Genomic DNA, 24802 nt, shown 5'->3' on the forward strand with positions numbered 1-24802 from the left:
TTTTAATTATCCTCAATCATGTCAGTAATGTGTCTTAGTAAGATTTCAATTCCTTTTGTGTTTTTTGCCCCTCTAGGGATGATAATATCCGCATATTTTTTGGTAGGCTCAACATATTTTTCATGCATTGGCTTTACTTGTTTTATAAATTGTTCCAAAACAGAATCAAGAGATCTACCGCGTTCTTTTGTATCTCTTAAAATCCTTCTTTGCAGTCTGACATCGCTATCAGCATCTATAAAAACTTTTGTGTCTGTTATATTTCTAATTTTTTTGTTTTCTAAAACTAAAATTCCTTCAATTAGGATAATTTTTGTCGGATTGATTGTTATAGTTTTATCGCTTCTAGTGTGTATTGTGTAATCATAGGTAGGCATTTCAATTGATTGGCCTTTTTGTAGCCTGAGTAAGTGTTCATGAAACAAATCATTATCAAATGCACCAGGATAATCGTAATTGAGCTTTGCCCTTTCTTCAAAAGAAATATCATCATGGGCCTTGTAGTAATTATCATGGCCGATAACTATCAAATCATCTTTAAAATATTCATCTATCTGTCTGACAATTGATGATTTTCCAGATGCTGATCCACCCGCTACTGCAATAACTTTAATGTCTGTCATAGTTTTATCTCATTAATTATATTTCCATCTAAATACTCATAAATATTGTTAAATACTATCTCAGCACGATTAGCCATAGCTTCTCTTGTATAAAAACCAACGTGGTTTGTAAGTACAACATTATTTGCATTTCTTAATGGATAATCTTCTGGAAGTGGTGGTTCCATATCAAAGACGTCAATTCCAGCACGGATTTTATCTTCATTTAAAAGTTTTGCTAAGTAATCATTGTCCACTACTGGTCCTCTAGCACAATTTATAAGAATTGCATTTTCTTTCATTTTATCTAATTCTTCTTTGCCTAGGAAATTTTTGGTCTCATTATTGTTAGGAATGTGTAGGGAAATTACATCAGATTCTTTTAAAAGTGTATCCAAGTCCACATAGGTCACACCAAGATTTTTTATATCTTCTTTTTCAGTTCTAGAATAAGCAAGGACCTCGCAGCCAAAGGCTAGCAAAATACCGATTAATTTTGTACCAATATTTCCAGTTCCAATTATCCCAAACTTTTTGCCTTGGATGGTTTCTCCCATCAAATTGTTATTTTGACCTTCAAAAATATTTGCATTGTTTTCATTAAATTTTCTCATAACTGCAATTGTTAGACCAATTACAAGTTCTGCTACAGAATCATCAGAATATCCACTAGCATTTAAAAGGGTAATTTCATTTTCTTTGACAGCATCTAAGTCTATGTGATCTACACCGGTAAAAGCAACATCAATTAATTTTAGATTTTCTGCTGCATCAATGACTTCTGCTGATAGTGGTTTATTAGTTACAATTGCAATATCAGTATCTTTAAGTCTTTCAATAAGCTCATCATCATCTTTTGCATTATTATCATAAAATATGAATTCATGTCCCATTTCTTCTAATTTTTCTTTATGGTTTTGAATTATTTTTTCATCTACTTCTAATGGATTAACTAAAGAAATTTTCATTACACTCTCCTTAATTTAACTTCTAAATTAATTATACTATAAAACATTCAATTTTTGAGATAAAAAAGACTTCCATACTAAGGAAGTCATAGAATTATTTGTTTTCTTGTTCTTTTAAGGCCAGCTTCTTTTCCTTACTTCTAGCCCTTAGCATTTTAAAAAAACTTTGAAGTTCAAAAAGACATTCATTTGCTAGCAAACCAAACTCGGCATCTAAAAAATGTAATTGCGACCTATCTCCGGTAATGTTTGTATTTGACCCACAAGCACCTCTTTTGTGATCAGGAATTCCTATTACAAGTCTAGCTATTCGAGAATTTATAATTGCTCCAGCACACATAGAACAAGGTTCCATAGTGACATACATGGTAGTATTTTCAAGTCTGAAATCATCAAAATATTTATTAGCTTCTTTTATAGCTATCATTTCAGCGTGCAAAATCCCAGACTTACCTTTAAATGTAAAATTGTGGCCACGTCCAATTATCTTACCATCATAAACAATCACACAACCAACTGGCACTTCCTCCACAAATCTAGCTATTCGTGCCTCATAAAGAGCCTCTTTCATAAAAAAATAATCATCATCAGAAAAGTCTTTTTTCAAAATCTCAGTCATATAAAATCCTTAAATATATACAAAAAAACATCTTTAAAAAAAGATATTTTAAAATTATGATAAATGGTTTTCCAGATAGACAGCTGGAGCCCGTTTCAATATCTTCAAAATCAACATAATTAGTCACAAACTTCAACGCACTATCTTTCAATTCATTTATATTTTATCAATTATGGTATATCCTTATTGTTTTCTTACTAAAACTAAACCATTCCAGAAAAATAAAGCAAAAAATACCACAACATCCTGCAAACAAGTCAATGATTTTCAAAACGCCCTATAAGTGATTTTAAATAGCTCAGCCAAGCACTTTATACCTAGGACCAATATAAATCACAAAAAAACAAACCCGTAGCTTAGTCCAATTTTTAGTGTAATTCAAAAAATACACAGTTACATCTATCATTACTAACATATCCCTAACGACAACAATAGTGATTAAGAGCCTCATTTTCTATCATCTTCTGCTTTCTAACCTAAGTTTCTACCTCCTCTATTAGATACTCATCCATGTTGAGGCGGTATTATTGATGTCAAGAGTGAAGAATTAAACTGTATAGAAAAGCCTTGAAATAAAAAATGGGGATTGATGGTCTTGTCAAGAAAATGAGCATCATCATAATCCTATTTTCATATCGTTAGAAAACAGTTCTGACCACCGGAGAGTGGAATTAAAATCAGAACTTGCATTAGAAAGCTATAGATAAAATGAATATATTAGGATAGAGCACCTCGTCAGGAAATGGCGGGGTGATTTTTTGTAAAAATACTTTAAAAATAGAAAGCATATGAAATTGCTGCTACATTGTCGTGTTGATATTTACATAATTTTTACTTTAATAGGAAATGATGAATGATATAATAAGTATGAAATGGATAACAAAAAATACCGAATGTCAAGGAGATAAAGATATAAAAAATAGCAAACAGAGTCATACCAACTTGGAATATGAGAATAAAACTGAGAAAAACGAACAGGGGTTTTATGCCTGGACTGCAAAAATTGATACTAAAGGACAGATTGTAATTCCGAGATAGGCAAGGAAATTGTTCCATATCGAAAGCGGTGATAAAATGGCGGAGATTCTACAGGCAATTAAGGGGCAAATCTTGTTTAAGAATATCCTGGTGATTATAATCTTTTTATAGGAGTATGTCAGATTGTTGATATTATAGAAAATGAATTAGCTTTCAAAAATGAAGCTTTAAAGTGAGCTAGTGGAGACCGAGAATCGATAAATCTTGTAAACTAGATTAATCGAGAAAAAATTAGCTTAGACTCAATAAAGGCAAAAAATTCTCTTTGTAGATAAATTCGGATATTTGATGATGAAAGATGGGTCGGATTATTTTTTTGGATACAACGCTATTGTTTAATCCAAACTATTAATTAAAATATTGGGTTCATTATTTTGATAGAAATATTAATATTTATTTGGATTTTTACAAATCAAATAAATTTAAAACGTTTTCTTTAAAAGGAAAATATACATATCAAGTACAAAATGTAAATATTATTGGCGATATGGATTATCAGGTTAATTATAAGTTGGCAGAAGAGTATTATAATAAAATTAATGCTCCAAAAAAAGAGCTATATATTATGAAAGATACAAGTCAGGGACTTATGGTGTCTAAATCAAATTATTTTTTTGATTTATTACATTTAATATTTAAAAAGTATAAGTGGATTTATGAGTAATTTGAAAAATATGCTGTCTGAAAGATACATCTAAAAAGACAAGATATTCAGTGAAATTTTTAAAGGGTGGGTAATTTTATGTATAAATTATATCAAAAAAATGAACTAGCTTTTGCCCTAGTTTGGGTTGGAATCTATTGTGTGATTATGACACCGCTTAGAGGACAATTTGGTGATGAAAGTATTTTCATGACTCTTTCTCTAATTGTTATGGCAATGACTATCAGTTTGTGGATTCAAAAACACAAGTTGACAGAAAAATATGGACTTCATGCTTTTCCGAAAGATTGCAAAAGATACATTTACTTTATCCCGATGTGGATTCTTATGACGGGAAATTTGTGGGGTGGATTAGCTCTACCACATGGCGGTCTTGCTCAAGTATGGGCGACTATTTCCATGATTTTGTTTGCCTATATTGAAGAAGTGATTTTCCGAGGTCTTTTGTTTAAAGCCATGCTAGCAAAGAGTGGTGTAAAAGAATCGATTATTGTAATTTCTATAACATTTGGTATAGGACACATACTAAATCTATTCACCGGTCAAGCCGGAGTTGATACCATAATTCAGATTCTCTTTGCTATAGCATGGGGATTTATCTTTACTATGGTATCCTATAAGTGTAAGAGCATATGGCCATGTATAATTGCACATGGTTTTATCAACGCCAGCTCCATATATGCTATTGAGAATGCAAAAATGAATTGGTTTTTTATAATTACTACGATCATCACTGCCGTGTTCTACTGCCACTATCTATGGAAGCTAAATGACAAAAAAACATGGTAGTTTACTACAACAGAGTGAGTATAAAAGCTAGTAGTTCATGTAAATATATAATATAGGAAAGAAAGAGTGTAAAGCTTAATTACGAGTATAAAAAAACAAAAGGAATAACTGCAATTGCTATCCTTGTACTAATCGTAATTGCTTTGTAGGCTTTTTCAACAATGATATACTATCATAAAATCAATAGGCGATTTCAAAGTTTTAAGCCACTGGTATTTAACGTTGAAGACTTTGAAAGGCTTCATTGCACAAAATATAAGTTTCCTTCAGGTATGGGACAGATATTGGCTAGAAAATTATACAGTGTAGGAGCAAGCAACAAGGAAACATTATTGTTGCACATGGATTTGGCGGCGGTCACAATTTTATATGGATTGTATCAACTACATTGCGTTACATGGATACTATATATTCGCCTACGATGTGACATGAAATGATGAAAGCTATGGTGAAGGCATAATAGGTGGATTCCACAAGCTGTGATTGATTTAGATTACGCAATATCTTTTATCGAAGATATGGTTGATTTCATCTATGCAGAATTACAAAAAAACAATAAAAAAGCAGATAATATGTAAGATTACCCACATATTACCCACATGAAAATTAATCACATTGGAATCTAAACAATCCAATCGGTTTTATGGTGTTCCAGAGAGGATTCGAACCTCCGACACCCGCCTTAGGAGGGCGGTGCTCTATCCAGCTGAGCTACTGAAACAAAAGCATGGATGGCTTCCAATAAGCTTCGTGCCATAAGCACGAAACTAGTAAAGGAAGCACAGCGGCCGAGGAAAAAGTCCCCGATCTGTATGAGAAGTCGGGCTAAAATCCCGATATTGTTAATTATAAAATAAAGTTGAAAGGTCCTCGAGCTTTGCTCTGCGGTTTCTCATCGCCTATTGGGCGATGGTGCTCCCTAAGCCGCACGGGCTTATTACCTTGCAATCAATACCTTTAGAAGAAAGTCAGCAGCATCTTCACTTGATCTTATAATTTTAGCAAATAATGACGCTTCTTTCAAATCATTTTTTGAAACCAGAGGCACTTTGTATTCTTCATCCTCATATGTCACATAAGCCTCACCAAGGACTTCTCCAGCCTTAAGTGGAGCTTTTATTTTATCTTTCAAATCATATTTTACGGATGCTTTTTTTCCATCTTCTATAATTATATTTACATTTTTACTTGGAAAGACATCTACATAACCTTGGGTTGCTGTATTTGTTTTTATAGAATCTACCGCAACATTTTGATCAAGAACACTTTCAAGATTGTAATAGCGACTTACATAGTAAATCAAATCGCTCATTACACTATTTCTAGTATCTTTTTGATCGGCTCCCATTACAACTCCGATGGTTCTAAAATCATCTTTGCTATCTAGCTTTTTCATATCGGTTGTAGAAATCAAACAAGCTCCCGCTTGGTCAGTTGTTCCGGTTTTTAGCCCATCTACTCCATCAATTTCGCCGATTAAAGGGACTGTAGATTCTACATTTATATTGCGTCTTGGATCTACAATTTCACGGACACTTCCATATTCCAATATTTCTGGATATTTTTCTATTATATGTTGGGTTAGCTTAAATAAATCCCTGGCTGAAGATGAATTTTCTTGGCCGTCTTCAGTGTCTACCCCACTGGCATTGTAATATATTTGACTATTTAGACCTAGCTCTGAAGCCTTCATTGTCATATTTCTAGCAAATTCTGTCTCAGAGTCATCAACAGTAAGTGCAAGTTGGTATGCACAGTCATTGCCAGAAGCTACAATTAGGCCTTCTAAAAGTTCTTCAACTGTGTAAGTTTCGCCTTCTTCTAAGCCTAGGGCAGAATATTCCCAACTATTAAATTTGGCAGCTTCTTCGCTTGCTATCACTTCTTGGTCTAGGGAGATTTTACCCTCATCAATAGCTTCTTTGGTAAGTAGATAGGTCATTAATTTGCTTAGTGAAGCCATTGGAAGTGATTCATCAGCATTTTTTTCGTAATAAATATCCCCTGTTTTTTCATTACCTATAATGTAGCTTTTTACATTATCATCTAGGCCTACAATTTTATTTTGATTGGCTGCAAAAGCAGGCAATGGAACTAGAATTAGGATTAATGATAAAATCAAGGATAAGATTTTTTTATTTTTCATAAATACCCCTAACTTAAGAAAGACTCAAGTTTTTTGTAATTTCTTCTTAAAATCTTTAGGCTTTCTACATCTATTTCTTTTGGATAAGCATAGCCTAGACTTTGACACATTTGCATGGCTAGTTTTCTAAATAAAACACAAGCCTTAAAAAGTGAATTATAAATATCCATCAAATCTTCATGATGGTAAGTCAAAAGAAAATTTTCCTTTGTATCTAGGTCTAGGGTACTTTTTAATTTTTGCCCGTCATAGCCCTTATCCATGGTATAGACGTACTTTTCTTTTACATAAAAATCTATCATAGATAATAAATAGCCTCTAAGCTCTTCCATCTTTAAGCTTGCTGCAATTTCATCTTTTTCACTTATATATAAGGAAACCTCGATAGCATTTGCAAAAAAATTTCTGATTGTTGATAAAAATTCATATTCTTTTGGAGATTCATACCTAAAATTGTTATTGGTATCTAGCCTATCCACTCCTGGTTTGTTGTAGATAAAATCTATATCACTTGGTAATTTTTTGATAAAGACATCTGCATAATCACTAGAAATAATGCTTTCTGTGATTTTAGTATTATCTTTTTTATAAATATTTATGCTTGTAAAAGGTACCTTAGCCTTATCAATTGTAAATTCTTCTTTTATTCTATTTACTAGAACAACATCATCAAATAAACCTACTAATTCCTCTTCAAGTTTTCCAATTATAATTTCATTTACAATTGTATAAACCTTATAAAATGAATCATAGTTTTCATTTTTGATGCAAAACATAGATTCAATTGCATCATTAGTTTTGGCATATGAGATGAGTTTGTTATTAATATCATTTCTCATATTAATCTAAACTTTCTATAAAATTTTTTAAAAGTTTTGCAGTCAGTCCCCATATCACAGGGTCTGTGTCATAAAAATAAACATCATTAAAACCAGTCCGAAAATTATATTCCTTGCCATTTGGAATTTTATCAAAAGGAAAATCTTCAGGAAAATCCCATCTATATGGTGTGTGGTAGGATTTTGGCCTGTGTTCTTTTAAATAATCTATGTCTATTGCAAAAACTTTCTCCACTTCTTCATTATACTTTATTTCTTCAATTTTTTTATGTATTCGCCCATAAAAAGCTTTAACGTGCATATATGAAGTATTTAAAATCATTGAAGAATAGCCCTGATATTCTATATCATCATAATCTAGCAAAAGTTCTTCCATGGTTTCTCTTACTGCAGCCTCTTCGAAAGTCTCTCCCATTTCTACTCTTCCACCAGGAAAACTTACTTCTCCAGGCTGGGGAATATTTTGAGATCTAACTTCAAAAAGTATATGGTCTTTGCCGTCGATTTCAATAATTGGTATAAGCACGGCATAATTTTTTATTTTATCATAAAACTCATCATCAACCAATAAATTTTTCATAATAACCTCTGTTACTTTATCTTATAAAAATATCTTATTTTAGTCAAATCAAAATATTGTTTAGTTTATTCATTTATAGGTATAATAATAATGTCTAATGACAAATATTTAAAAGGAGAATAATTATGTGGAAAGAATTTAAAAACTTTATCGAAAACGGTAATGTTCTTGACATGGCTGTTGGTATCATAATGGGTACTGCATTTACAGCAATAGTAAACTCAGTTGTAGAAGATTTATTAATGCCAATCATTACTGGTTTAACAGCAGGAGTAGATTTCCAAGACTTAGTAGTTAATGTAGGTGGTGCAACACTTAAATTTGGTAACTTAATTAACGCTATTATCACATTCCTAATCATTTCATTAGTGCTATTTTTAATTTTAAAATCTATGCACAAAATTGAACCAGTTAGCGATGAGCCAACTACAAAAGAATGTCCTCACTGTAAAAGTGAAATACCAGCATCTGCAACAAGATGCCCAAACTGTACATCAGAACTAGAAGGATACCACAACGAACACGCTCATACTCATAGTGAAAATGTAGTTGTAAAATAAGACTTTTATTTAGAACCACGTAAGTGGTTCTTTTTTTTTGCAAAATTAATTTGACAATTAAAAAATAGATGCTATAATTAAATTAAGTTAGTTAGTCACTTAAGTAGCTAACCAATAAGGAGGCTGTATGAATGGATTCTAATAAACTTATTTTTGAACAAGTGGCAGAAATGGTTGAAAATCAAATTCTAGATGGACTTTTAAATCCAGAAGATCAATCCCCATCTACGACGGATTTTGCTAATATATATGGTATAAATCCAGCTACTGCTAGGAAAGGTCTTAATATTTTGGTAGATGAAGGAATACTTTATAAAAAAAGAGGAATGGGCATGTTTGTAACAAGTGATGCAAAAAAAATTATAAGTGAAAAAAGAAAAAATGAATATTTGACTAATATCCTACCAGATTTAATAAAAAATATTCAAATGCTTGGCATAAGTCAAGATGAGCTAATTAAAGAAATTGAGAAAAATTATAAGGAGCTATCTAATGATTGAAGTTAGAAATCTAAAAAAATCCTATAAGGACAAATTAGTCCTTGATCGAATCAACTTAACTTTGGAAAATGGAAAGATTTTTGGACTTGTTGGCAGAAATGGTGTAGGTAAAACTACCTTGATGAAAATCCTATCAAATCAAATATGTGAGTATGAGGGCAATGTAAAAATTAATGGTGTTGACATTAAAAATGATAAATCATTTAAGGAAGACATAGCGATAATCAGTGATGATTTTATAAGTGAAAATCAAAATGGGGAAAAATTAAAAACTCTAATATCTAGTTTCAAAACCTTATCTCCTAATTTTAATCAGAAAAGATTTGATGAGCTGATGACTTTATTTAATATTGATAAGAAGAAAAGATATGATAAACTATCATTTGGTAATAAATCTCTATTTAGGACAATAGTCGGCCTATCATCCGGAGCAAAATACTTATATTTAGATGAACCTGCAACAGGACTTGATGAAATAAATAAAGATATGCTTTACAAAAAGATTTTGTCTTACCAAGATCATGACAATTCTACAATCATCCTATCATCTCATCTTTTAAAAGATATAGAAAAAATCGCTGATAATGTCATAATTCTTAAGGGTCAAAAAGTAATTATCAATGACTCTGTAGAAGCACTTTCAGAAAATTCTCTAAAAATAACTCTAGATCCTAATGACCTTAGCTTGCTAGATGGTAAGAATATCATACATACAAACAATATTGGCGGACAAGTTATAGCATATGTTTATGATCGATTTACTAGAGCTGAACTTGAAAACTTGAGGGCAAAGTCTGTCGTTCAGCCAATGCCACTTGATGAATTATTTAAGTCATTGAATATGGAGGTTTAATATGAATGGAATTACAAAAGTTATAAAAGCTTCCTTGAAGCTAGATTTAAGAGGACTACTCGGTGCCTTTATAGGTATTATTTTTGGCAGTTTGGTATTATATTTTGGTTTAGGCCAAGAATTCATGAAAGATAGTGGAACTAGTGGAATTAATACAATTTTGCTGATTTTAAGTGGAATGATGATAATAGGCATAGTTATTATGGTAGCAATGTCCCAGGCCCAATCCATGGGCGATATTCTCCCAACTGCTAGCAAACTAGGTAATAAGAGAAATGATATTGCTTGGGGATTGCTTTTAAAGGATATTATAATCACGTTAATAGCTGTAATAATGTTAAAGCTATTTGTAGATTTTATAGTGGGAGTATATATAAATAGTCCTAGTTTTAAGGATGATTCCTTAAGCAAGACAACTATGAATCTGTCATTAAATGAAGCATTATTGAAATTTGTTTTAAATATTTTAAGCATATCAGTAATTGCATCTGTAATTTCCTACTTATTAAAAGTAAACCCACTTATTGGATGTGTTATAGGACTTGTACTTTCAAGTGCATTCAACTCAAGCTCCCTTACCTTTGATGCTATTACTAATAGTTTATGGTTTAGCCTTCTACTAGTAATTATCAGCCAAGCATTTAGATTTTATGTAATAAAAAAAATAGATTTAAGATTTTAAATTAATAGAGATGAGAAATTATTCTCATCTCTTCTTTTCTTTTATATAATCACAGTTAGCACATCTTATCTCATCGACTCTTCTATTTTTCTTATGAACTAAAAGGTCACCACATTCTGGGCACTTTTCTCCTGTTGGTGGATCCCATACTGCATATTCGCATTTTGGATAATTGTCACAGGCATAAAATCTTTTACCCTTTTTGCTAACTTTTTCGATAATTTCTCCAGTTTTACATTTTGGACAAGTAACCCCAGTAGTTTTTACAATTGATTTTGTAAAGTCACATTCTGGGAAGTTAGTACAACCTATAAATTTACCATTTCTGCCGTGTTTTATAGCTAGAGCATGACCGCATTTTGGACATTTTTCATCCAAAACTTCATCTTTAACCTTATAATCTGTATCATCTTTATTGACATTTTTCATGTCTTTTTCAAAACCAGTATAGAAATTACCCAATACATCTTTCCAATAGATTTTATGCTCGGCAATCTTATCCAGTTGGTCTTCCATATCTGCGGTAAATTCTACATTGATTATGTCATCAAAATTCTCTTGCAAGAAGTTATTTACAGTAAAACCAAGTTCTGTTGGATAAATGGACCTGCCCTCGTATTCTACATAGTTTCTATTTACAATTTGGTTTATTGTCGCTGAATAAGTTGAAGGACGTCCAATGCCAAATTCTTCTAAGACTTTTACAAGACTTGCTTCAGTATATCTTGCTGGTGGATTTGTAAAGTGTTGGTCTTTTTTTATTTTTGTAGCAGATATTACATCTCCCTCTTTAAGCTCTGGAAGGATATTTTCATTTTCAAGGCCCCCACTTATTTTGTTAAATCCTTCAAAAATAGTGATTTTACCATTTGATTTAAAAATTAAGCCGTTATTATCAAAATTAATTGTAGTTGATAGGTATTCATAATCTGTCATTTGTGATTGAACAACCCTTGTCCATATCAATTTGTAAAGCTTATATTGTTGGTCTGATAAATAAGGTTTTACTGAGATAGGGTCTCTAAAAATTGATGTTGGACGAATGGCTTCGTGGGCATCTTGGCTGCCTTTTTTCTTGCCTCCATGATTATTGCCCTTTCCAGCATACTTATCTCCATATTTATCTTTTATATATTTTAAAGACTCTCCCACAATTTCTGATGAAATTCTTGTAGCATCAGTTCTCATATAGGAAATCAAACCAACAGATCCATCTCCTACATCTATACCTTCAAAAAGTTGTTGGGCCAATTGCATGGTATATTTTGTAGAATATCCCAATTTATTTGATGCATCTTGTTGGAGGGTTGATGTTGTGTAAGGCTTTGGTGGTTTACGAGATTTTTTTGTCTTCTTAACTTCTACTACCTTAAAATTGTCCTTATCTATAGCATCTAATACTTTGTTAGCTCCAGACTCGTTTGAGATTTTTATCCTTTTACTAGGCTTACCATAAAATTCTGAGATAAATTTTGTATTATCGTGGTTATGGTCAGCAGTTATAGTCCAGTATTCTTCTGGTACAAAGGCATCTATTTCTTTTTGTTTTTCTACAATTAGTTTTAGCGCAACTGATTGAACACGGCCAGCTGAAAGACCAGATTTTACTCGCTTCCACAAAATAGGACTTATTTCATAACCTACTATCCTATCCATAACCCTTCTAGCTTGTTGGGCATCTACTAAATTTTGGTCGATTTGCCTTGGAGCTTTGATGGCATTTTTTACATTTTCCTTTGTAATTTCATGAAATTCTACACGATTTTTATCTTTTGGATCAAGGCCCAAAAGATATTCTAAATGCCAGCTAATGGCTTCACCTTCCCTATCCGGGTCAGTTGCCAAGTAAACTTTATCTGCCTTATCTGCTTCTTTTTTAAGTTCATTTATAGTTTTTGCCCTGCCCCTTACTTTTATGTATTCAGGTTCAAAGTTATTTTCTATATCTACACCAAATTTTGACTTTGGTAGGTCACGCAAGTGTCCTATGGTCGCCATTACCTTATAATTGCTACCTAGCATCTTGCCGATCGATCTTGCTTTTGTTGGGGATTCTACTATCACTAAATTTTTAGCCAAGCTTTTCACCTCTTTGTTGTAAATTCATTATTTCCAATATTTTCTATATAATCTCTAAGTTCGAGCGATGTTAAAAGATAATTAATTTCATCTATATTATATGATAAATTTGCTGCAAGTAAGTCTGCAGTAGTATTTGGATTTTCTTCGATATATCTTACTATTTCTAGCTCATCATTTGCAAGTGATGAGTAATTAGTAATTGATTTTATTTGATTTATATCCAATAGATAATCAAGTTCTTCTAGGATATCATCAGCACTTGTAATTAATTTGCTACCCTCTTGGATAAGTTTATTTGTACCCTTAGAATAAATAGAATTTATATTTCCAGGCACTGCAAAGACTTCTTTGCCTTGCTCTAAAGCACACCTAGTTGTAATCATGGTTCCAGATTTTTCTTTTGCTTCAATAACTACTGTTGCAAGCGAAATGCCGGATATAATTCTATTTCTTCTTGGGAAATTATAGGGTTTTGGTTCAGTTCCTAGTGGAAATTCTGATAAAATTAGTCCATTATTTTCTAGTTGTTCATACAAATTGCGGTTTTGTTTGGGATAAATTTTATCTATGCCACATCCAATAATACCAATACTCCTGCCAGCAACTTCCAAAGTTGATTTATGGCAAATTGCATCAATACCATAGGCAAGTCCAGATACAGTTGTAATTCCCGCAGCAGAAACCCCTTGGCTTAAAGTTTTACAAGCCCACTTACCGTAATCAGTGCATTTTCTTGCACCTACAAAGGCGATGGAGTTTTTATCTTTTTCGTGGTTTAGTTCACCCTTATAAAATAATATAGCAGGCCTATCTTCAATATTTCTAAGGTTTTCTGGATAATCTTCATCTAAAATAGTTACGTAGTTATATCCATATTTACTAACTTTTTCATGGTAATCTTTAAAATCTTCAATGGATTTAGCATTAAATATTTTTTCATATATCTTATCTGTTAAAAAATCTAAATCTATCCTAGATTTGTCAAAGAAATTATCAAAACCTATGGTTTCATTAATCTTTAAAATGACACGATTATCTAAAAATATGTAGTTTAAGTATAATATTATTTCTCTATTTGTGTATTTAGAATGCATTTTCAATATAATTTATCTTTCTACTTTCGGTAAATACTTCCGCCACATCAAATCTCATTATATAATTTGTAAGATTGTTCTCAATTAGATAAGTTTGGCTAGCCTTTGCGATGCGTTGTTGCTTATAAAAGTTTACTGCTTCTCTGGGATAGCCAAATTTTACATTTTTTCTAGCCTTTACTTCCACAAAACAGACTATATCATTTTTCATAGCAACTATATCAATTTCCCCATAAGGTTTAAGGTAGTTACGATCTAGGATTTCATATCCATTTTCCCTTAGATAATTAACTACCATCTTTTCACCAAGATCACCTATTTTTCTTTTTTCACTCATAAGAAACTTTCCTGTTTAGCATAATATTTTTTCAAAAAACTTAGTCTATGGATGGGAGTAATTCCATTGTCATCAATAGCTTCATAGTGTTTTTTTGTACCATAGCCTACATTTGTATCAAAAGAATATTTTGGATAGATTTTTGAAAAATTAATCATAATATCATCTCTACGGATCTTTGCTAAAATCGATGCACAGGAAATAGCATATTCATTTAAATCTCCCTTTACTATATTTAATTGAGGAATATTTGAATCAATTCTTTCTGCATCTATTAGCAAAATTTCTGGTTTTATATTTAAATTTTCAACTGCATTTTTCATTGCAAATAGGGTTGCCTGCCTGATATTTATCTCATCTATCATTTTATTATTGGCATAGCCATAAGAAACTGCAAGGGCATCATCTATGATTTGCTCTTTTAATTCTAACATTTTTTTACGACTTAGCTTCTTAGAATCAGTTACCCCTTCGATTTTAGAATCTTTTTTCATGATTACAGCACAAGTTACCACAGGTCCTGCCAAGGGTCCACGGCCTACCTCGTCCACTCCTGCTATTAATGAATATTTTTCATATATTTGTTTTTTTATTTGATCATTATATTCTGAATATTTCATGGGCGCTCTAATGTAATTCTTCCAAGTTTGCCTGACCTAAAATCTGTTAAAATTATATTTGCAGTTCTAGTATAGTCAAAATCTCCACCCTTTGTGACTGCTCCACGTTTTCTGGCTATATCTTCATAGATTTCTAGGGCTGGTTTTTCTGGATCTACACCGTATCTTTCATTTAGACTTTGTGGATAATCTTCTTTCATTTTTTCTAAAAATTTAAGAGTTAAATCTTCAATATTTAAAATTTCATCTTTTATGGCATGGGTATAGGATAAGTTTAGTCCAGTTTCTTCGTCAAATTTTGGCCAAAGTACTCCTGGTGTGTCTAGAAGTTCTATATTTGCATTTGTTTTTATCCATTGCTTGGTTTTTGTAACACCTGGTCGGTTTCCTACGTTTGCAGATTTTCTTTTTGCAACATTGTTTATAAAGGTAGATTTGCCTGCATTTGGAATACCTACTATCATCATGCGGATGACTTTATTTTCAATGTTTTTTGCTTCTATTCGCTCAAATTTTTCAGAAAGCTCTGCCTTTGCCATATCATAAATTCTAGATACATTTATTTTTTCCTTAGAATTCATAAGTGTGGCAGCTATTCCCTCTTCTTTAAATTTATTAATCCACATTTTATTTACCTTACTATCGGCTAGGTCTGATTTGTTCATCACTATTAAACGCGGCTTATCTCCCAAAATCTCATCAAGCATAGGATTTCTGGATGATTCTGGTATGCGGGCATCTATTATTTCTAGGACTATATCTACTAGTTTTAAGTTATTTTGGATTTCTTCCTTGGTCTTCTTCATGTGACCTGGATACCAATTTATATTCATTGCCATATTTATCTCCCTCTAGACATGCTAGCTTTATTATATCAAAATTTTTGTAATAAAAAAGCTGCATATTAAATATACAGCCTTAATTTTAGTAGTTTGTTTTTTCTTTTACTTTTGTAGCTTTACCTTGACGACCACGTAGGTAGTTAAGTTTTGCACGACGTACTTTACCGTGTCTTGTTACTACAAGTTTTTCGATTCTTGGTGAGTTGTAAAGGAAAGTTCTTTCAACACCTACACCGTAAGAAATTCTTCTTAGTGTGAATGCTTTGTTTACTCCACCTTCTTTGATTTTGATAACTGTACCTTCAAAGTCTTGAAGTCTAGTTTTTTCACCTTCTTTAATTCTATAAGATATTCTAACTGTATCTCCTACGTTAAAGTCAAATTGGTCTTCACGTAAGTTTTCTTGTTCAATTTTTTTAATTAAGTCCATTTTCATTCTCCTCTCTTAGGAATTTTTCATATAAGTCTGGTCTGACTCTTTTTGTTTTTTCTATTGCACTTTTTTTATTCCAAGCTGCAATTTTTTTATGGTCTCCACTTAATAAATCCTGTGGCACCATGTATCCATTAAATTCGCGTGGCTTGGTAAATTCATCTTGTTGCAATAATGTATTGTAATGTGAATCTGTAACTAGGGATTCTTCCTTACCAACTACTCCTTCTATAAATCTTGCCATAGAATCTATGACAACCATAGCTGGGATTTCTCCACCTGTTAGGACATAATCTCCAATTGAGATTTCATAATCTACATAGTGGTTGGTTATTCTTGCATCTATGCCTTCATAGTGGCCACAAATAAGTATAAGATGTTTAATTTCTGCAAAGTCGATTGCTAATTTCTGATTGAATTGAGATCCTGCAGCAGACATATAGGCTACCTTGGATCCAGGTTTTTTTACAGTCATTAAAGCATCATATATAGGTTGTGGTCTCATAAGCATTCCTGCTGCTCCACCATAAACGGTATCATCTACATGATTATGTTTATTATTTGAAAAATCTCTTATATTTACAAATTCAAGTTCTAATAATCCTTTTGAAATAGCCTTGCCTATGACTCCATAAGTCTTTAGAAATTCAAAACTTTCTGGAAATAGGGTCAGGATGGTTATTTTATTCATAGTCACTAAAGTTTTCTACTTCTATAAAGCCATTTTCTATATCAACATTTTTTACAGTAGCATTTAAGGCTGGAAAGTAAACTTCATCTTTTTCTGTTTTTATGACATAAACATCATTTGGGTAAACGCCTGTGATGACATCTGTGATTTTGCCTACTGTTTGCCCATGGCTTTTCACATCTAGTCCAACTAATTCAAAAACATAATACTCATCTTCGTTGAGCTCTCCAAGCTCAGAATCTTCTATGGTTATATCCTTGCCCACAAATTTAAGAACATCATTTATATCGTCATATTCTTTAAATTTGATAACCTTTAGTCCTTTTTGATCAAAGGATGATTCTACTGTAAGTTCCTCATCTCCGATTAGTAATTTTGCCCCGTTTTTAAATCTTTTTTCATAATCACTTAGGCTTTTTACTTTCAGATTGCCACGTACACCGTGGGTAGTTACTATCTCTGCTACTGTTATTCTCATATTTTTATATTAACCTTAACATTTTCTTTTATAGCTGCTGATCTTGCGATAGTACGGATTGAGTTTATAATATTTCCTCTTACTCCTATCACTCTGCCCTTATCAGATTCAGCTACATGGATTATGATATTAACTTCACCGTCATTGCGACTTTCTTCGATTTCTACTTGATCTTTTTCTTCTACAAGTTCTTTTACTATTGTTTCTACAAGTTCTTTCATAATTCTTAAGCTAGTACATCATTGTCATTGAAAAGTTTTTCAACGATTGATGTTGGTTTTGCACCAGTGCCAACCCAATATTTTGCTCTTTCATTATCAATTTTAAATTCTTTAGGTTCGCTTACTGGATTGTAATATCCGATTTCTTCGATGAATTTACCATCTCTTGGGCTTCTGCTATCTGCTACAACAACTCTGTAGAATGGTCTTTTCTTTTGTCCCATTCTTTTTAATCTAATTTTTACTGCCATTTTTACTTCCTTTCATATTGACCTTTTAGAAACAAATTTAATATTTATTAATAGTTTGTCTAGCTATTAAAAAGGAAATTTAGGCATTTTTGGCATTCTCATGCCCCTTCCTTTTTTGCCTTTTCCTTGCATATTAGAAACTTGTTTCATCATTTTTTTCAGTTCTTTAAACTGTTTTAAGAGTTTGTTTAACTCTTTTACATTAACTCCAGATCCTTTTGATATACGATCTTTGCGGCTTTTACCGATTATTTCTGGTTTTTCACGCTCTGCTGGTGTCATGGAGCTTATAAGCGCTTCAATTCTTTCAAAACCTAAGTCATCTACATTTATTTGTTTTAGCATTTTGTTATTTACACCAGGTATCATTGCAAGTAAGTCTTCTAATGGACCCATATTTCTGATTTGGTTGATTTGTTCCATAAAATCATCTAGGGTATAGGTTTGATTTCTCATCTTTTCTTCAAGCTCTTTGGCATTTTGAAGATCGATTTGGGCTTCTGCTTTTTCAATTAATGATAGAACATCTCCCATTCCTAGAATTCTATTTGCCATTCTATCTGGATAAAATGGTTCTAAGTCTTCTAGTTTTTCACCTACACCAACAAATTTTATTGGCTTACCAACTACTTGTCTTATGGATAGAGCTGCTCCACCTCTGGCATCACCGTCAAGCTTGGTGAGTATTACACCGGTGATGTCTAGATATTCATCAAATGTTTTTGCAACATTTACTGCTTCTTGTCCTGTCATAGCATCTACTACTAAGAGGATTTCGTCAGGTTTTGTTGCTTCTTTGATTGCTTTTAGCTCTTCCATCAAATCAGTATCTATTTGAAGACGTCCTGCTGTATCTAGGATGACTGTATCATAATTATTTGCCCTTGCAAAATCTTTTGCATTTTGAGCTGTAATTACTGGGTCTTGTTTGCCCTCTTCAAAAACTGGAACTCCTGCTTTGCTACCAACTACTTTTAATTGGTCAATAGCTGCCGGCCTATAAATATCTAGGGCTGCTAGCATTGGATTTCTGTTTTCGCTTTTAAGTTTATATACTAATTTACCTGAGTGAGTGGTTTTACCAGAACCTTGAAGCCCAACCATCATTACCATATGTGGTGTGCTTCCTTTAAGATCTAGTTTGGAGTTTTCTTTTCCCATCAAATTGGTTAGCTCTTCATTTACGATTTTAACTACCATTTGACCTGGGCTTAGTGACTGCATGACATCTTCGCCTAGTGCGCGTTCTTTTACTGTTTTTACAAATTCTTTTACGACTTTGTAGTTAACATCAGCTTCAAGAAGTGAAAGTCTTATCTCTCTCATTGCACTATCGATGTCTTTTTCTGTTAATTTTCCTTTTCCGGTTAGTTTTCCAAGGGTTTCTTGGAGTCTGTCGGATAGGCCTTCAAACACCATATTATCACTCCCTAAATTTTTTCAATTTCTTCTGTTATTTTTTCAATTGCTTGTTCATAATTTGAACTTTCCATCAGCTCTCTTATACTCATAAGAGCATCCTTGAGCCCCTCTTTTTTTTCTAGCAAAGAAAGCTCATCTTCAAACTCAAATAATTTGTCAACTGAACGAGTCATCATATCTGAAATTGCTTGCTTGGATTTGTTATTATTATCCGCAATCTCTTGTAAGGATAAATCCTCGTTATAATAGCAATTTATAACATCACGTTGTTTTTCATTTAGTAGCGGTCCATAAATGTCGAATAGTTCGGCCACTTTAACAATTTTTTCCATAATGCTCCACTAATTTTTTTGTAATTTTCAACAAATTACCTTGTCAAGCTTTTTACTTGACTTATGCATTATACAACGTATTCAAAGTAGTGTCAAGGATTTTTCTTGACATATAAAAAGAAGACCAATTGGCCTCCTTTTAATGCTTATTAATTATGTTTATAACTTATTTTTCTGCTACTATTGCAACATATGATCCCTTATCATATCCTTCTACCGCTTCTTCTACATAGTCATCTGAATATGCTGGATCTGTTGTAAGAGTTTGATAATATTTGAAGTCTTTAAATCCAATATTTTCTAAAATATCACGTTTTTCTGGTGTAGTTGTCATTACTGTTGATGTAATTAATTCTATTGGATATGGTGATTTTGGTAAAATACCATCGAAATTTGGCAAATCAAATGTTTTTGCGTGGCTTGCAAATTGGTAAAGAATTCCAAATGAACTTTCTTTTGGCACATCGATTACTACAATGTGTCCGCCTGGTTTTAGCGCTTTGTAAACTGTTTTATAAGCACTTTCTAAGTCTTCTATATATGTTGAAGAACCATTTAAGTAGATGCAGTCATAGTGTTCTTCTTCTAGCTTTGCATCTTCAATTATGCCAACAATTACATTTAAACCTCTTTTTTCAGCAATGGCAGCCATATCTTCTGATGGTTCTAGTCCGTCTGTGATTGTAATTCCCCTATCTTTTAGAGAAACTTCAAACAGTCCACTTCCACAACCAACTGATAATGATTTTTCTGTATTTACACTCTTTAGAGCCATCTCTACAACATTTAGCTCTGTTAAATACATATTTTCATTTTCCATAAACCATTCATCATATTTATTAGCATAACCGTCAAATTTTGCTTTCATAACATTCTCCTTTATTATATCCAAATTCACAATTAAAAAATAAAAAACTCTTTTTTCTTATATTCGGAAAAAAGAGTTGTCATTGCTTTTTTATTTCCCTACGAAACTATTATGTTTATCAGGTTTGCGGGTATAATCTCAGCACTTGGCACCCCGAATATAAAAGTAATATTTAATTGTTACTTATACTATATCAGTTATATAGAAAATTTAAAGTAATATCGGGTATGGTCTATGTATTGGAGGATTTATGAAATTTATTGACTATTTATACGAAAAAACTGAAGACATTTGGCAAGAGCTTTACAACCACCCTTTTGTATTAGGTTTGATAAATGGAGACCTAGAAGTGTCCAAATTTAAATATTACCTGGAAGAAGACTACATTTACCTATGGGACCATGTCAAAATTTTTGCCATTGGTATTACAAAAACAAATAATAAGGACATCATCCGCAAGTTTTCATATCTTTTAAATAATTGCATGGAAAATGAGATGGCCATCCACCGTGGGGTTATGCGTGATTTTGGTATAGATGTGGATGAAATTGAAAAAAGACCTTCAAATCTTACTAATCTTTCTTATTCAAATTATAGGATTTCTCAATCATTAATTGGTGGCTATGAAGAAATCTTAATGGTCCTTATGGCTTGTGATTTGGGTTATGTAAATATTTTTAGATACATTGATAAGGTAAATCCAGATGCCAAAAATCATGATGTTTACGGCAAATTCATAACTGGATACCTAGATCCTGTTTATCTTTCATATGTAGATGGTACGGTTGATGAGATTAATGAAATTGGCATGGATATGACTGATACAAAAAGAGATATTTTGATAGATATTTTCAAAAACTGCTTGCTTTATGAACTTAAATTCTGGGATATGGTTTATAACGAGGGCGATTTATTTTAAGTAAAAAAGCTTGCTATAATTAAGCAAGCTTTTATTTTTATGGAAGATTATAAAATGGATTTGTTCTTTCCCTATTCTCTTCATTTTTTTCTACTTTGTTTTCTGGACTAGCTTGTTTATATTCATCTACATTTGATGAATCTATAGAAAATGTAAAGTTAATCTTTTGCTCTTTTCCATCTCTTATTAATGTGATTTCTGCACTTTGACCTATTTGATAATCAAGAAGGACTTTTCTAAGTGAGGCCATATCTGTAACTTTTTTGCCATCAACAGCAGTGATTACATCACCTTTTTGGAAAATCCCGTTTTGATCAAAGTTATTAAATACATAAACTCCTTCTACATCTTCAAGGGCTCCCATATTCGCTTGTGGGAATTGTTTGAAGTAGTCGAGGGATTGGCCTGTTATTCCTAGATAAACTGACTTATATTCTCCATTTTTTATTATTTGATCGATTACATTTTTTACTATATTTATTGGAATTGCAAATCCAATTCCATCACTGTTACCAGCTTTTGCAGAGTTGATACCGATTTGTTGGCCCTTTGAATTTAGCAAGGCACCACCAGAGTTTCCTGAGTTTATAGCAGCATCTGTTTGCATTAAACCATCCATTTGTGCCCCGGTTTGAAAACTTACTGTACGATTAAGTCCTGAGATTATTCCACTAGTTACTGTGGATTGGAGTTCAAAACCAAGTGGATTTCCAATAGCTACAACCCTATCACCTACCCCAACCTTATCACTATCAGCTAGCTCCATTACCGGCAGGTTTTTCTTTTCTACCTTAATAATAGCAAGGTCAAGAGTTGAGTCATTCCAAACTAATTTTGCAGGCGCTGTTGTCCCATCATTGAAAAGCACACTTATTTCACTAGCTTCTCCATTACTTATAACATGGGAGTTAGTTAGTATATATCCATCGCTGCTAACAATAGATCCTGATCCGATTCCTTCAACATATCCAGATTGTGGACCCCAAAAAGTATTTTGGGTTACTTGAGATTTAGTTGTAATACCAACAACGCTATCTATAGATTTTTTCACAACCTTAGATTCCATAGAAGAATCACTTTCATCATCAAGGTTTCCTATACTTTTATCTATTTGATTTTTAGAAACATTTGCTTGTTCAGCCTGGGTTTGTGGAGGATCTACCGCCTCTGTATTAGAATCATTACTCATGGCTCCTAATCCGCCTGTTAAGAAAAATATTAAAAGCCCACCTACCAAAGCTCCCGTTAGGCCTGATAGAAAATATGGCAAAGAAGAATTTTTATTTGAAGGTCTTTTAGACATAATTAATTCCTTTCTATAATTTTTATTTGATTATATCTATATGATACTCCATTAGTAGTTAAGATATTATAAAGAAATTAATCTATATCAAAATTTTTCAATAAAAAAGGAGCCAAAAGGCCCCCTATAATTTTTTCTTACTTACTTTCTTCTAGTAATTTTAAAGTATCTTCAGTGCTTAATACATAAGTATAAATCACATTCATTATTTTTAGTTCTGCATCGTGGAGTTCTTCTGATGCTGCAATACAGGCATCATGAACAGTGATAACATTATAGCCTGCATCAGCAAGTCCTCTTACAGTTGAAGCTACACATTGGTCAGTAACCATACCACATACAACTACAGTCTCAATATCCATATTGTCTAGTAGATGTAGGTAATTAGTTCCTGTTGTTACTGAATCAGTTGTCTTATAAACAACAATTTCATCATCGATTGGTTTTAGAGGGTCAACCACCTCTGCCGCAAATGAATTAACTGGCATAAGCATATTATTCCAGCCCTCAGATTTTTGAACTGGAGATCTATCTCTACCATCTTCTCTTTGGCAAGCGATTAGACCATATGAAACTAGCAAATCATTGTCTCTAAAATAATTTAGAACTTTTTCAGTATTTGGAAGGGCAACTTCATGCATTTTATCAAAATATGGTTTCCAAGATTCCCACATGCCCTGTTCTTTAAATTCTTTAGCTTCACCAAAATCAGTTAGGCAAAACTCATTTTGATAGTCAACAATTAAAAGAATTGTTTTTGAAAGATCAATGTCTAAATCAGGAAAATCCTCTACATGCTCATAATATTTAGATACAAACTTTCTGTCTAATTTCATATTATCCTCCATAATTATGTTCTAGCTATTAAATTACACCATTGTGTTAAAGTTTTGTCTTTATAGTTATTATAACATAATTAAAACATTTTCCAATATCAAACATTGATCGTTCGTAGTAAGTCTCGTAAAAATAAAAATAAACCCTCGTAAAGATTGTGTTTACAAGGGTTATAATAAAAATGGCGCGTCATTGAGGATTCGAACCCCAGGCCTTCTGGTCCGTAGCCAGACGCTCTATCCAGCTGAGCTAATGACGCAAAAATTTAGTTTTTTTGTGCGCTCAAGAAGCTTATGCTTCTTTAGCTTAGTTCTTCGGATTCGCTATGCAGAACTCCAAATTTTCAGATGCATAGTATATGAAAAACTACAATTGAATTGGAGCGGGTGAAGGGAATCGAACCCTCGCAACCAGCTTGGAAGGCTGGGGCTCTACCACTGAGCTACACCCGCATATTAAAAAATCACCAAACCAAACATCGGTTGTTCGGGATATCTGGTGATATAGTGGAGCGGATGACGAGATTCGAACTCGCGACCCTCGCCTTGGCAAGGCGATGCTCTACCACTGAGCCACATCCGCATAAATATATAATATTATTATAAAAAAAATCAATTTTTCCTAAAATTTTGGTAATAAAAATTTAAATGGCGACCTGGATGAGATTCGAACTCACGACCTCCGCCGTGACAGGGCGGCATTCTAACCAGCTGAACTACCAGGCCAAAGTATAAAATATAAATCCTTGATTGCTAATAGATTTATATCTATCAAGCAAACAAAGTTTATATGGAGCTGATGATAGGACTTGAACCTACAACCTATTGATTACAAATCAATTGCTCTGCCAATTGAGCTACATCAGCGTACCTATGTAAAGGGTTGGGCTAGGGTAATATTTACCCTAGTAAATAAATTCACTAACTTTTCTAGCTTAAATCTTAGAATTCTCAATAGAAAATCTTTTATAAGCCATCCATGCTAGCATTATGGTGGAAGTAACAGGGCTCGAACCTGTGACCCCCTGCTTGTAAGGCAGATGCTCTCCCAACTGAGCTATACTTCCATATTTTACCTAATAAATAAGATGAAGAATCTGTAAAACGGATTCTGGAATTTGTAACCAGTCCCTTGTAGGGTGGAAAGTACAAAGTACTTTTCATTTTCGAGATGAATCAAAGCGTAAGCTATTGATGAATCCGAAAAACTTACCACCGTCGGTGGTATCCCCG

Annotated in this window: 27 protein-coding genes, 7 tRNA genes and 1 riboswitch; of the genes, 6 read left to right on the plus strand and 28 right to left on the minus strand. The window is 32.6% G+C overall.

What is annotated here, in order from left to right:
• Positions 1-2: 2 nt before the first annotated feature.
• The 3 genes from udk to ACF3NF_RS01765 form a co-directional block, all read right to left on the minus strand.
• Positions 3-623, minus strand: a complete 621-nt coding sequence (gene udk, locus ACF3NF_RS01755; RefSeq protein WP_394023697.1) for a uridine kinase — start codon at positions 621-623, stop codon at positions 3-5.
• On the minus strand, positions 620-1570 hold the full coding sequence (locus ACF3NF_RS01760) for an NAD(P)-dependent oxidoreductase (RefSeq protein WP_394023699.1): 951 nt from the start codon (positions 1568-1570) through the stop codon (positions 620-622). Before ACF3NF_RS01760 ends, udk begins: the two co-directional genes overlap by 4 nt.
• A gap of 94 nt (positions 1571-1664) precedes the next feature.
• Complete coding sequence (locus ACF3NF_RS01765; protein WP_394023701.1) at positions 1665-2189, minus strand: nucleoside deaminase; 525 nt, start codon at positions 2187-2189, stop codon at positions 1665-1667.
• 1780 nt (positions 2190-3969) lie between these two features.
• Here ACF3NF_RS01765 and ACF3NF_RS01770 point away from each other — a divergent pair.
• Positions 3970-4680, plus strand: coding sequence for a CPBP family intramembrane glutamic endopeptidase (locus tag ACF3NF_RS01770; protein ID WP_394023702.1), 711 nt, complete (start codon positions 3970-3972; stop codon positions 4678-4680).
• Between the two features lie 644 nt (positions 4681-5324).
• Here ACF3NF_RS01770 and ACF3NF_RS01775 read toward each other — a convergent pair.
• From ACF3NF_RS01775 to ACF3NF_RS01790, 4 genes are all read right to left on the minus strand, one after another.
• Positions 5325-5401, minus strand: a tRNA-Arg gene (locus ACF3NF_RS01775).
• 216 nt (positions 5402-5617) lie between these two features.
• Entirely contained in the window at positions 5618-6826 is a 1209-nt protein-coding gene (locus ACF3NF_RS01780; RefSeq protein ID WP_394023704.1) for a D-alanyl-D-alanine carboxypeptidase family protein, read from the minus strand.
• 8 nt (positions 6827-6834) lie between these two features.
• Positions 6835-7665 carry an aminoglycoside 6-adenylyltransferase gene (locus ACF3NF_RS01785; RefSeq protein WP_394023706.1) on the minus strand — a complete coding sequence of 277 codons (831 nt, stop codon included), beginning with the start codon at positions 7663-7665 and terminating at the stop codon, positions 6835-6837.
• Between the two features lies 1 nt (position 7666).
• On the minus strand, positions 7667-8245 hold the full coding sequence (locus ACF3NF_RS01790) for an NUDIX hydrolase (RefSeq protein WP_394023708.1): 579 nt from the start codon (positions 8243-8245) through the stop codon (positions 7667-7669).
• A 125-nt stretch (positions 8246-8370) separates the two neighbouring features.
• Here ACF3NF_RS01790 and mscL point away from each other — a divergent pair, with 125 nt between their 5' ends.
• The 4 genes from mscL to ACF3NF_RS01810 all read left to right on the plus strand — a co-directional run bounded on the left by mscL (position 8371) and on the right by ACF3NF_RS01810 (position 10840).
• Positions 8371-8805, plus strand: coding sequence for a large conductance mechanosensitive channel protein MscL (mscL, locus tag ACF3NF_RS01795; protein WP_394023710.1), 435 nt, complete (start codon positions 8371-8373; stop codon positions 8803-8805).
• A gap of 131 nt (positions 8806-8936) precedes the next feature.
• Positions 8937-9305 carry a GntR family transcriptional regulator gene (locus ACF3NF_RS01800; protein ID WP_262122015.1) on the plus strand — a complete coding sequence of 123 codons (369 nt, stop codon included), beginning with the start codon at positions 8937-8939 and terminating at the stop codon, positions 9303-9305.
• Positions 9298-10158: an ATP-binding cassette domain-containing protein gene (locus tag ACF3NF_RS01805; protein ID WP_394023713.1), complete on the plus strand. Its 861-nt coding sequence runs from the start codon at positions 9298-9300 to the stop codon at positions 10156-10158. Before ACF3NF_RS01800 ends, ACF3NF_RS01805 begins: the two co-directional genes overlap by 8 nt.
• A 1-nt stretch (position 10159) precedes the next feature.
• On the plus strand, positions 10160-10840 hold the full coding sequence (locus ACF3NF_RS01810; RefSeq protein WP_394023715.1) for a hypothetical protein: 681 nt from the start codon (positions 10160-10162) through the stop codon (positions 10838-10840).
• Positions 10841-10864: 24 nt separating this feature from the next.
• On the opposite strand, the gene topA is transcribed toward ACF3NF_RS01810, so the two are convergent.
• From topA to ACF3NF_RS01875, 13 genes are all read right to left on the minus strand, one after another.
• Complete coding sequence (gene topA, locus ACF3NF_RS01815) at positions 10865-12919, minus strand: type I DNA topoisomerase (RefSeq protein ID WP_394023717.1); 2055 nt, start codon at positions 12917-12919, stop codon at positions 10865-10867.
• Between the two features lie 5 nt (positions 12920-12924).
• Positions 12925-14016, minus strand: coding sequence for a DNA-processing protein DprA (dprA, locus tag ACF3NF_RS01820; RefSeq protein ID WP_394024429.1), 1092 nt, complete (start codon positions 14014-14016; stop codon positions 12925-12927).
• Positions 14006-14353, minus strand: a complete 348-nt coding sequence (locus ACF3NF_RS01825; RefSeq protein ID WP_394023719.1) for a YraN family protein — start codon at positions 14351-14353, stop codon at positions 14006-14008. The genes dprA and ACF3NF_RS01825 overlap by 11 nt, the downstream gene beginning before the upstream one ends.
• Positions 14350-14973 carry a ribonuclease HII gene (locus ACF3NF_RS01830; RefSeq protein ID WP_394023721.1) on the minus strand — a complete coding sequence of 208 codons (624 nt, stop codon included), beginning with the start codon at positions 14971-14973 and terminating at the stop codon, positions 14350-14352. Before ACF3NF_RS01830 ends, ACF3NF_RS01825 begins: the two co-directional genes overlap by 4 nt.
• Positions 14970-15806 (minus strand): ribosome biogenesis GTPase YlqF, encoded by an 837-nt coding sequence (gene ylqF / locus ACF3NF_RS01835; RefSeq protein ID WP_394024431.1) that lies wholly within the window; start codon positions 15804-15806, stop codon positions 14970-14972. Before ylqF ends, ACF3NF_RS01830 begins: the two co-directional genes overlap by 4 nt.
• A 91-nt stretch (positions 15807-15897) precedes the next feature.
• Positions 15898-16245 carry a 50S ribosomal protein L19 gene (gene rplS, locus ACF3NF_RS01840; RefSeq protein ID WP_203127588.1) on the minus strand — a complete coding sequence of 116 codons (348 nt, stop codon included), beginning with the start codon at positions 16243-16245 and terminating at the stop codon, positions 15898-15900.
• Entirely contained in the window at positions 16232-16939 is a 708-nt protein-coding gene (trmD, locus tag ACF3NF_RS01845; protein WP_394023723.1) for a tRNA (guanosine(37)-N1)-methyltransferase TrmD, read from the minus strand. The genes rplS and trmD overlap by 14 nt, the downstream gene beginning before the upstream one ends.
• A complete protein-coding gene (rimM, locus tag ACF3NF_RS01850; RefSeq protein ID WP_394023725.1) occupies positions 16932-17417 on the minus strand; it encodes a ribosome maturation factor RimM in 486 nt (161 codons plus the stop codon). The genes trmD and rimM overlap by 8 nt, the downstream gene beginning before the upstream one ends.
• On the minus strand, positions 17414-17638 hold the full coding sequence (locus ACF3NF_RS01855; protein ID WP_262122006.1) for a KH domain-containing protein: 225 nt from the start codon (positions 17636-17638) through the stop codon (positions 17414-17416). The genes rimM and ACF3NF_RS01855 overlap by 4 nt, the downstream gene beginning before the upstream one ends.
• A gap of 5 nt (positions 17639-17643) precedes the next feature.
• Entirely contained in the window at positions 17644-17889 is a 246-nt protein-coding gene (rpsP, locus tag ACF3NF_RS01860) for a 30S ribosomal protein S16 (protein ID WP_101540903.1), read from the minus strand.
• Between the two features lie 66 nt (positions 17890-17955).
• A complete protein-coding gene (ffh, locus tag ACF3NF_RS01865; protein WP_394023728.1) occupies positions 17956-19308 on the minus strand; it encodes a signal recognition particle protein in 1353 nt (450 codons plus the stop codon).
• 11 nt (positions 19309-19319) lie between these two features.
• Entirely contained in the window at positions 19320-19643 is a 324-nt protein-coding gene (gene ylxM / locus ACF3NF_RS01870; RefSeq protein WP_115594946.1) for a YlxM family DNA-binding protein, read from the minus strand.
• Positions 19644-19809: 166 nt separating this feature from the next.
• Positions 19810-20511, minus strand: coding sequence for a class I SAM-dependent DNA methyltransferase (locus ACF3NF_RS01875; protein ID WP_394023730.1), 702 nt, complete (start codon positions 20509-20511; stop codon positions 19810-19812).
• A gap of 78 nt (positions 20512-20589) precedes the next feature.
• Positions 20590-20677, minus strand: a riboswitch (TPP riboswitch).
• An 84-nt stretch (positions 20678-20761) separates the two neighbouring features.
• On the opposite strand from ACF3NF_RS01875, the gene tenA reads away from it, so the two are divergent.
• Entirely contained in the window at positions 20762-21430 is a 669-nt protein-coding gene (gene tenA, locus ACF3NF_RS01880) for a thiaminase II (protein WP_394023732.1), read from the plus strand.
• 37 nt (positions 21431-21467) lie between these two features.
• Here the strand turns inward: tenA and ACF3NF_RS01885 are convergent, their stop codons facing one another.
• The 8 genes from ACF3NF_RS01885 to ACF3NF_RS01920 form a co-directional block, all read right to left on the minus strand.
• The gene (locus tag ACF3NF_RS01885; RefSeq protein ID WP_394023734.1) at positions 21468-22733 is read right to left on the minus strand and encodes a S1C family serine protease; all 1266 of its coding nucleotides are present in this window, start codon (positions 22731-22733) and stop codon (positions 21468-21470) included.
• A 137-nt stretch (positions 22734-22870) separates the two neighbouring features.
• Positions 22871-23569, minus strand: coding sequence for a cysteine hydrolase family protein (locus ACF3NF_RS01890; RefSeq protein WP_262121989.1), 699 nt, complete (start codon positions 23567-23569; stop codon positions 22871-22873).
• Between the two features lie 183 nt (positions 23570-23752).
• Positions 23753-23829 (minus strand) — tRNA-Arg (locus ACF3NF_RS01895).
• A 119-nt stretch (positions 23830-23948) separates the two neighbouring features.
• A tRNA-Gly gene (locus ACF3NF_RS01900) sits at positions 23949-24022 on the minus strand.
• Between the two features lie 55 nt (positions 24023-24077).
• Positions 24078-24152: transfer RNA gene (locus tag ACF3NF_RS01905), tRNA-Gly, on the minus strand.
• Between the two features lie 66 nt (positions 24153-24218).
• A tRNA-Asp gene (locus ACF3NF_RS01910) sits at positions 24219-24295 on the minus strand.
• Positions 24296-24360: 65 nt separating this feature from the next.
• A tRNA-Thr gene (locus ACF3NF_RS01915) sits at positions 24361-24436 on the minus strand.
• A gap of 124 nt (positions 24437-24560) precedes the next feature.
• A tRNA-Val gene (locus ACF3NF_RS01920) sits at positions 24561-24636 on the minus strand.
• Positions 24637-24802 lie beyond the last annotated feature (166 nt).

This window comes from Anaerococcus martiniensis, assembly GCF_043187485.1.
Lineage (GTDB): Bacteria > Bacillota > Clostridia > Tissierellales > Peptoniphilaceae > Anaerococcus > Anaerococcus martiniensis.

Bases quoted from the DNA above. Each gene is read 5' to 3' on its own strand.
- udk (WP_394023697.1), bottom strand. From the start codon at position 623: ATGACAGACATTAAAGTTATTGCAGTAGCGGGTGGATCAGCATCTGGA.
- ACF3NF_RS01760 (WP_394023699.1), bottom strand. From the start codon at position 1,570: ATGAAAATTTCTTTAGTTAATCCATTAGAAGTAGATGAAAAAATAATT.
- ACF3NF_RS01765 (WP_394023701.1), bottom strand. From the start codon at position 2,189: ATGACTGAGATTTTGAAAAAAGACTTTTCTGATGATGATTATTTTTTT.
- ACF3NF_RS01770 (WP_394023702.1), top strand. From the start codon at position 3,970: ATGTATAAATTATATCAAAAAAATGAACTAGCTTTTGCCCTAGTTTGG.
- ACF3NF_RS01780 (WP_394023704.1), bottom strand. From the start codon at position 6,826: ATGAAAAATAAAAAAATCTTATCCTTGATTTTATCATTAATCCTAATT.
- ACF3NF_RS01785 (WP_394023706.1), bottom strand. From the start codon at position 7,665: ATGAGAAATGATATTAATAACAAACTCATCTCATATGCCAAAACTAAT.
- ACF3NF_RS01790 (WP_394023708.1), bottom strand. From the start codon at position 8,245: ATGAAAAATTTATTGGTTGATGATGAGTTTTATGATAAAATAAAAAAT.
- mscL (WP_394023710.1), top strand. From the start codon at position 8,371: ATGTGGAAAGAATTTAAAAACTTTATCGAAAACGGTAATGTTCTTGAC.
- ACF3NF_RS01800 (WP_262122015.1), top strand. From the start codon at position 8,937: ATGGATTCTAATAAACTTATTTTTGAACAAGTGGCAGAAATGGTTGAA.
- ACF3NF_RS01805 (WP_394023713.1), top strand. From the start codon at position 9,298: ATGATTGAAGTTAGAAATCTAAAAAAATCCTATAAGGACAAATTAGTC.
- ACF3NF_RS01810 (WP_394023715.1), top strand. From the start codon at position 10,160: ATGAATGGAATTACAAAAGTTATAAAAGCTTCCTTGAAGCTAGATTTA.
- dprA (WP_394024429.1), bottom strand. From the start codon at position 14,016: ATGCATTCTAAATACACAAATAGAGAAATAATATTATACTTAAACTAC.
- ACF3NF_RS01825 (WP_394023719.1), bottom strand. From the start codon at position 14,353: ATGAGTGAAAAAAGAAAAATAGGTGATCTTGGTGAAAAGATGGTAGTT.
- ACF3NF_RS01830 (WP_394023721.1), bottom strand. From the start codon at position 14,973: ATGAAATATTCAGAATATAATGATCAAATAAAAAAACAAATATATGAA.
- ylqF (WP_394024431.1), bottom strand. From the start codon at position 15,806: ATGAATATAAATTGGTATCCAGGTCACATGAAGAAGACCAAGGAAGAA.
- rplS (WP_203127588.1), bottom strand. From the start codon at position 16,245: ATGGACTTAATTAAAAAAATTGAACAAGAAAACTTACGTGAAGACCAA.
- trmD (WP_394023723.1), bottom strand. From the start codon at position 16,939: ATGAATAAAATAACCATCCTGACCCTATTTCCAGAAAGTTTTGAATTT.
- rimM (WP_394023725.1), bottom strand. From the start codon at position 17,417: ATGAGAATAACAGTAGCAGAGATAGTAACTACCCACGGTGTACGTGGC.
- ACF3NF_RS01855 (WP_262122006.1), bottom strand. From the start codon at position 17,638: ATGAAAGAACTTGTAGAAACAATAGTAAAAGAACTTGTAGAAGAAAAA.
- rpsP (WP_101540903.1), bottom strand. From the start codon at position 17,889: ATGGCAGTAAAAATTAGATTAAAAAGAATGGGACAAAAGAAAAGACCA.
- ffh (WP_394023728.1), bottom strand. From the start codon at position 19,308: ATGGTGTTTGAAGGCCTATCCGACAGACTCCAAGAAACCCTTGGAAAA.
- ylxM (WP_115594946.1), bottom strand. From the start codon at position 19,643: ATGGAAAAAATTGTTAAAGTGGCCGAACTATTCGACATTTATGGACCG.
- ACF3NF_RS01875 (WP_394023730.1), bottom strand. From the start codon at position 20,511: ATGAAAGCAAAATTTGACGGTTATGCTAATAAATATGATGAATGGTTT.
- tenA (WP_394023732.1), top strand. From the start codon at position 20,762: ATGAAATTTATTGACTATTTATACGAAAAAACTGAAGACATTTGGCAA.
- ACF3NF_RS01885 (WP_394023734.1), bottom strand. From the start codon at position 22,733: ATGTCTAAAAGACCTTCAAATAAAAATTCTTCTTTGCCATATTTTCTA.
- ACF3NF_RS01890 (WP_262121989.1), bottom strand. From the start codon at position 23,569: ATGAAATTAGACAGAAAGTTTGTATCTAAATATTATGAGCATGTAGAG.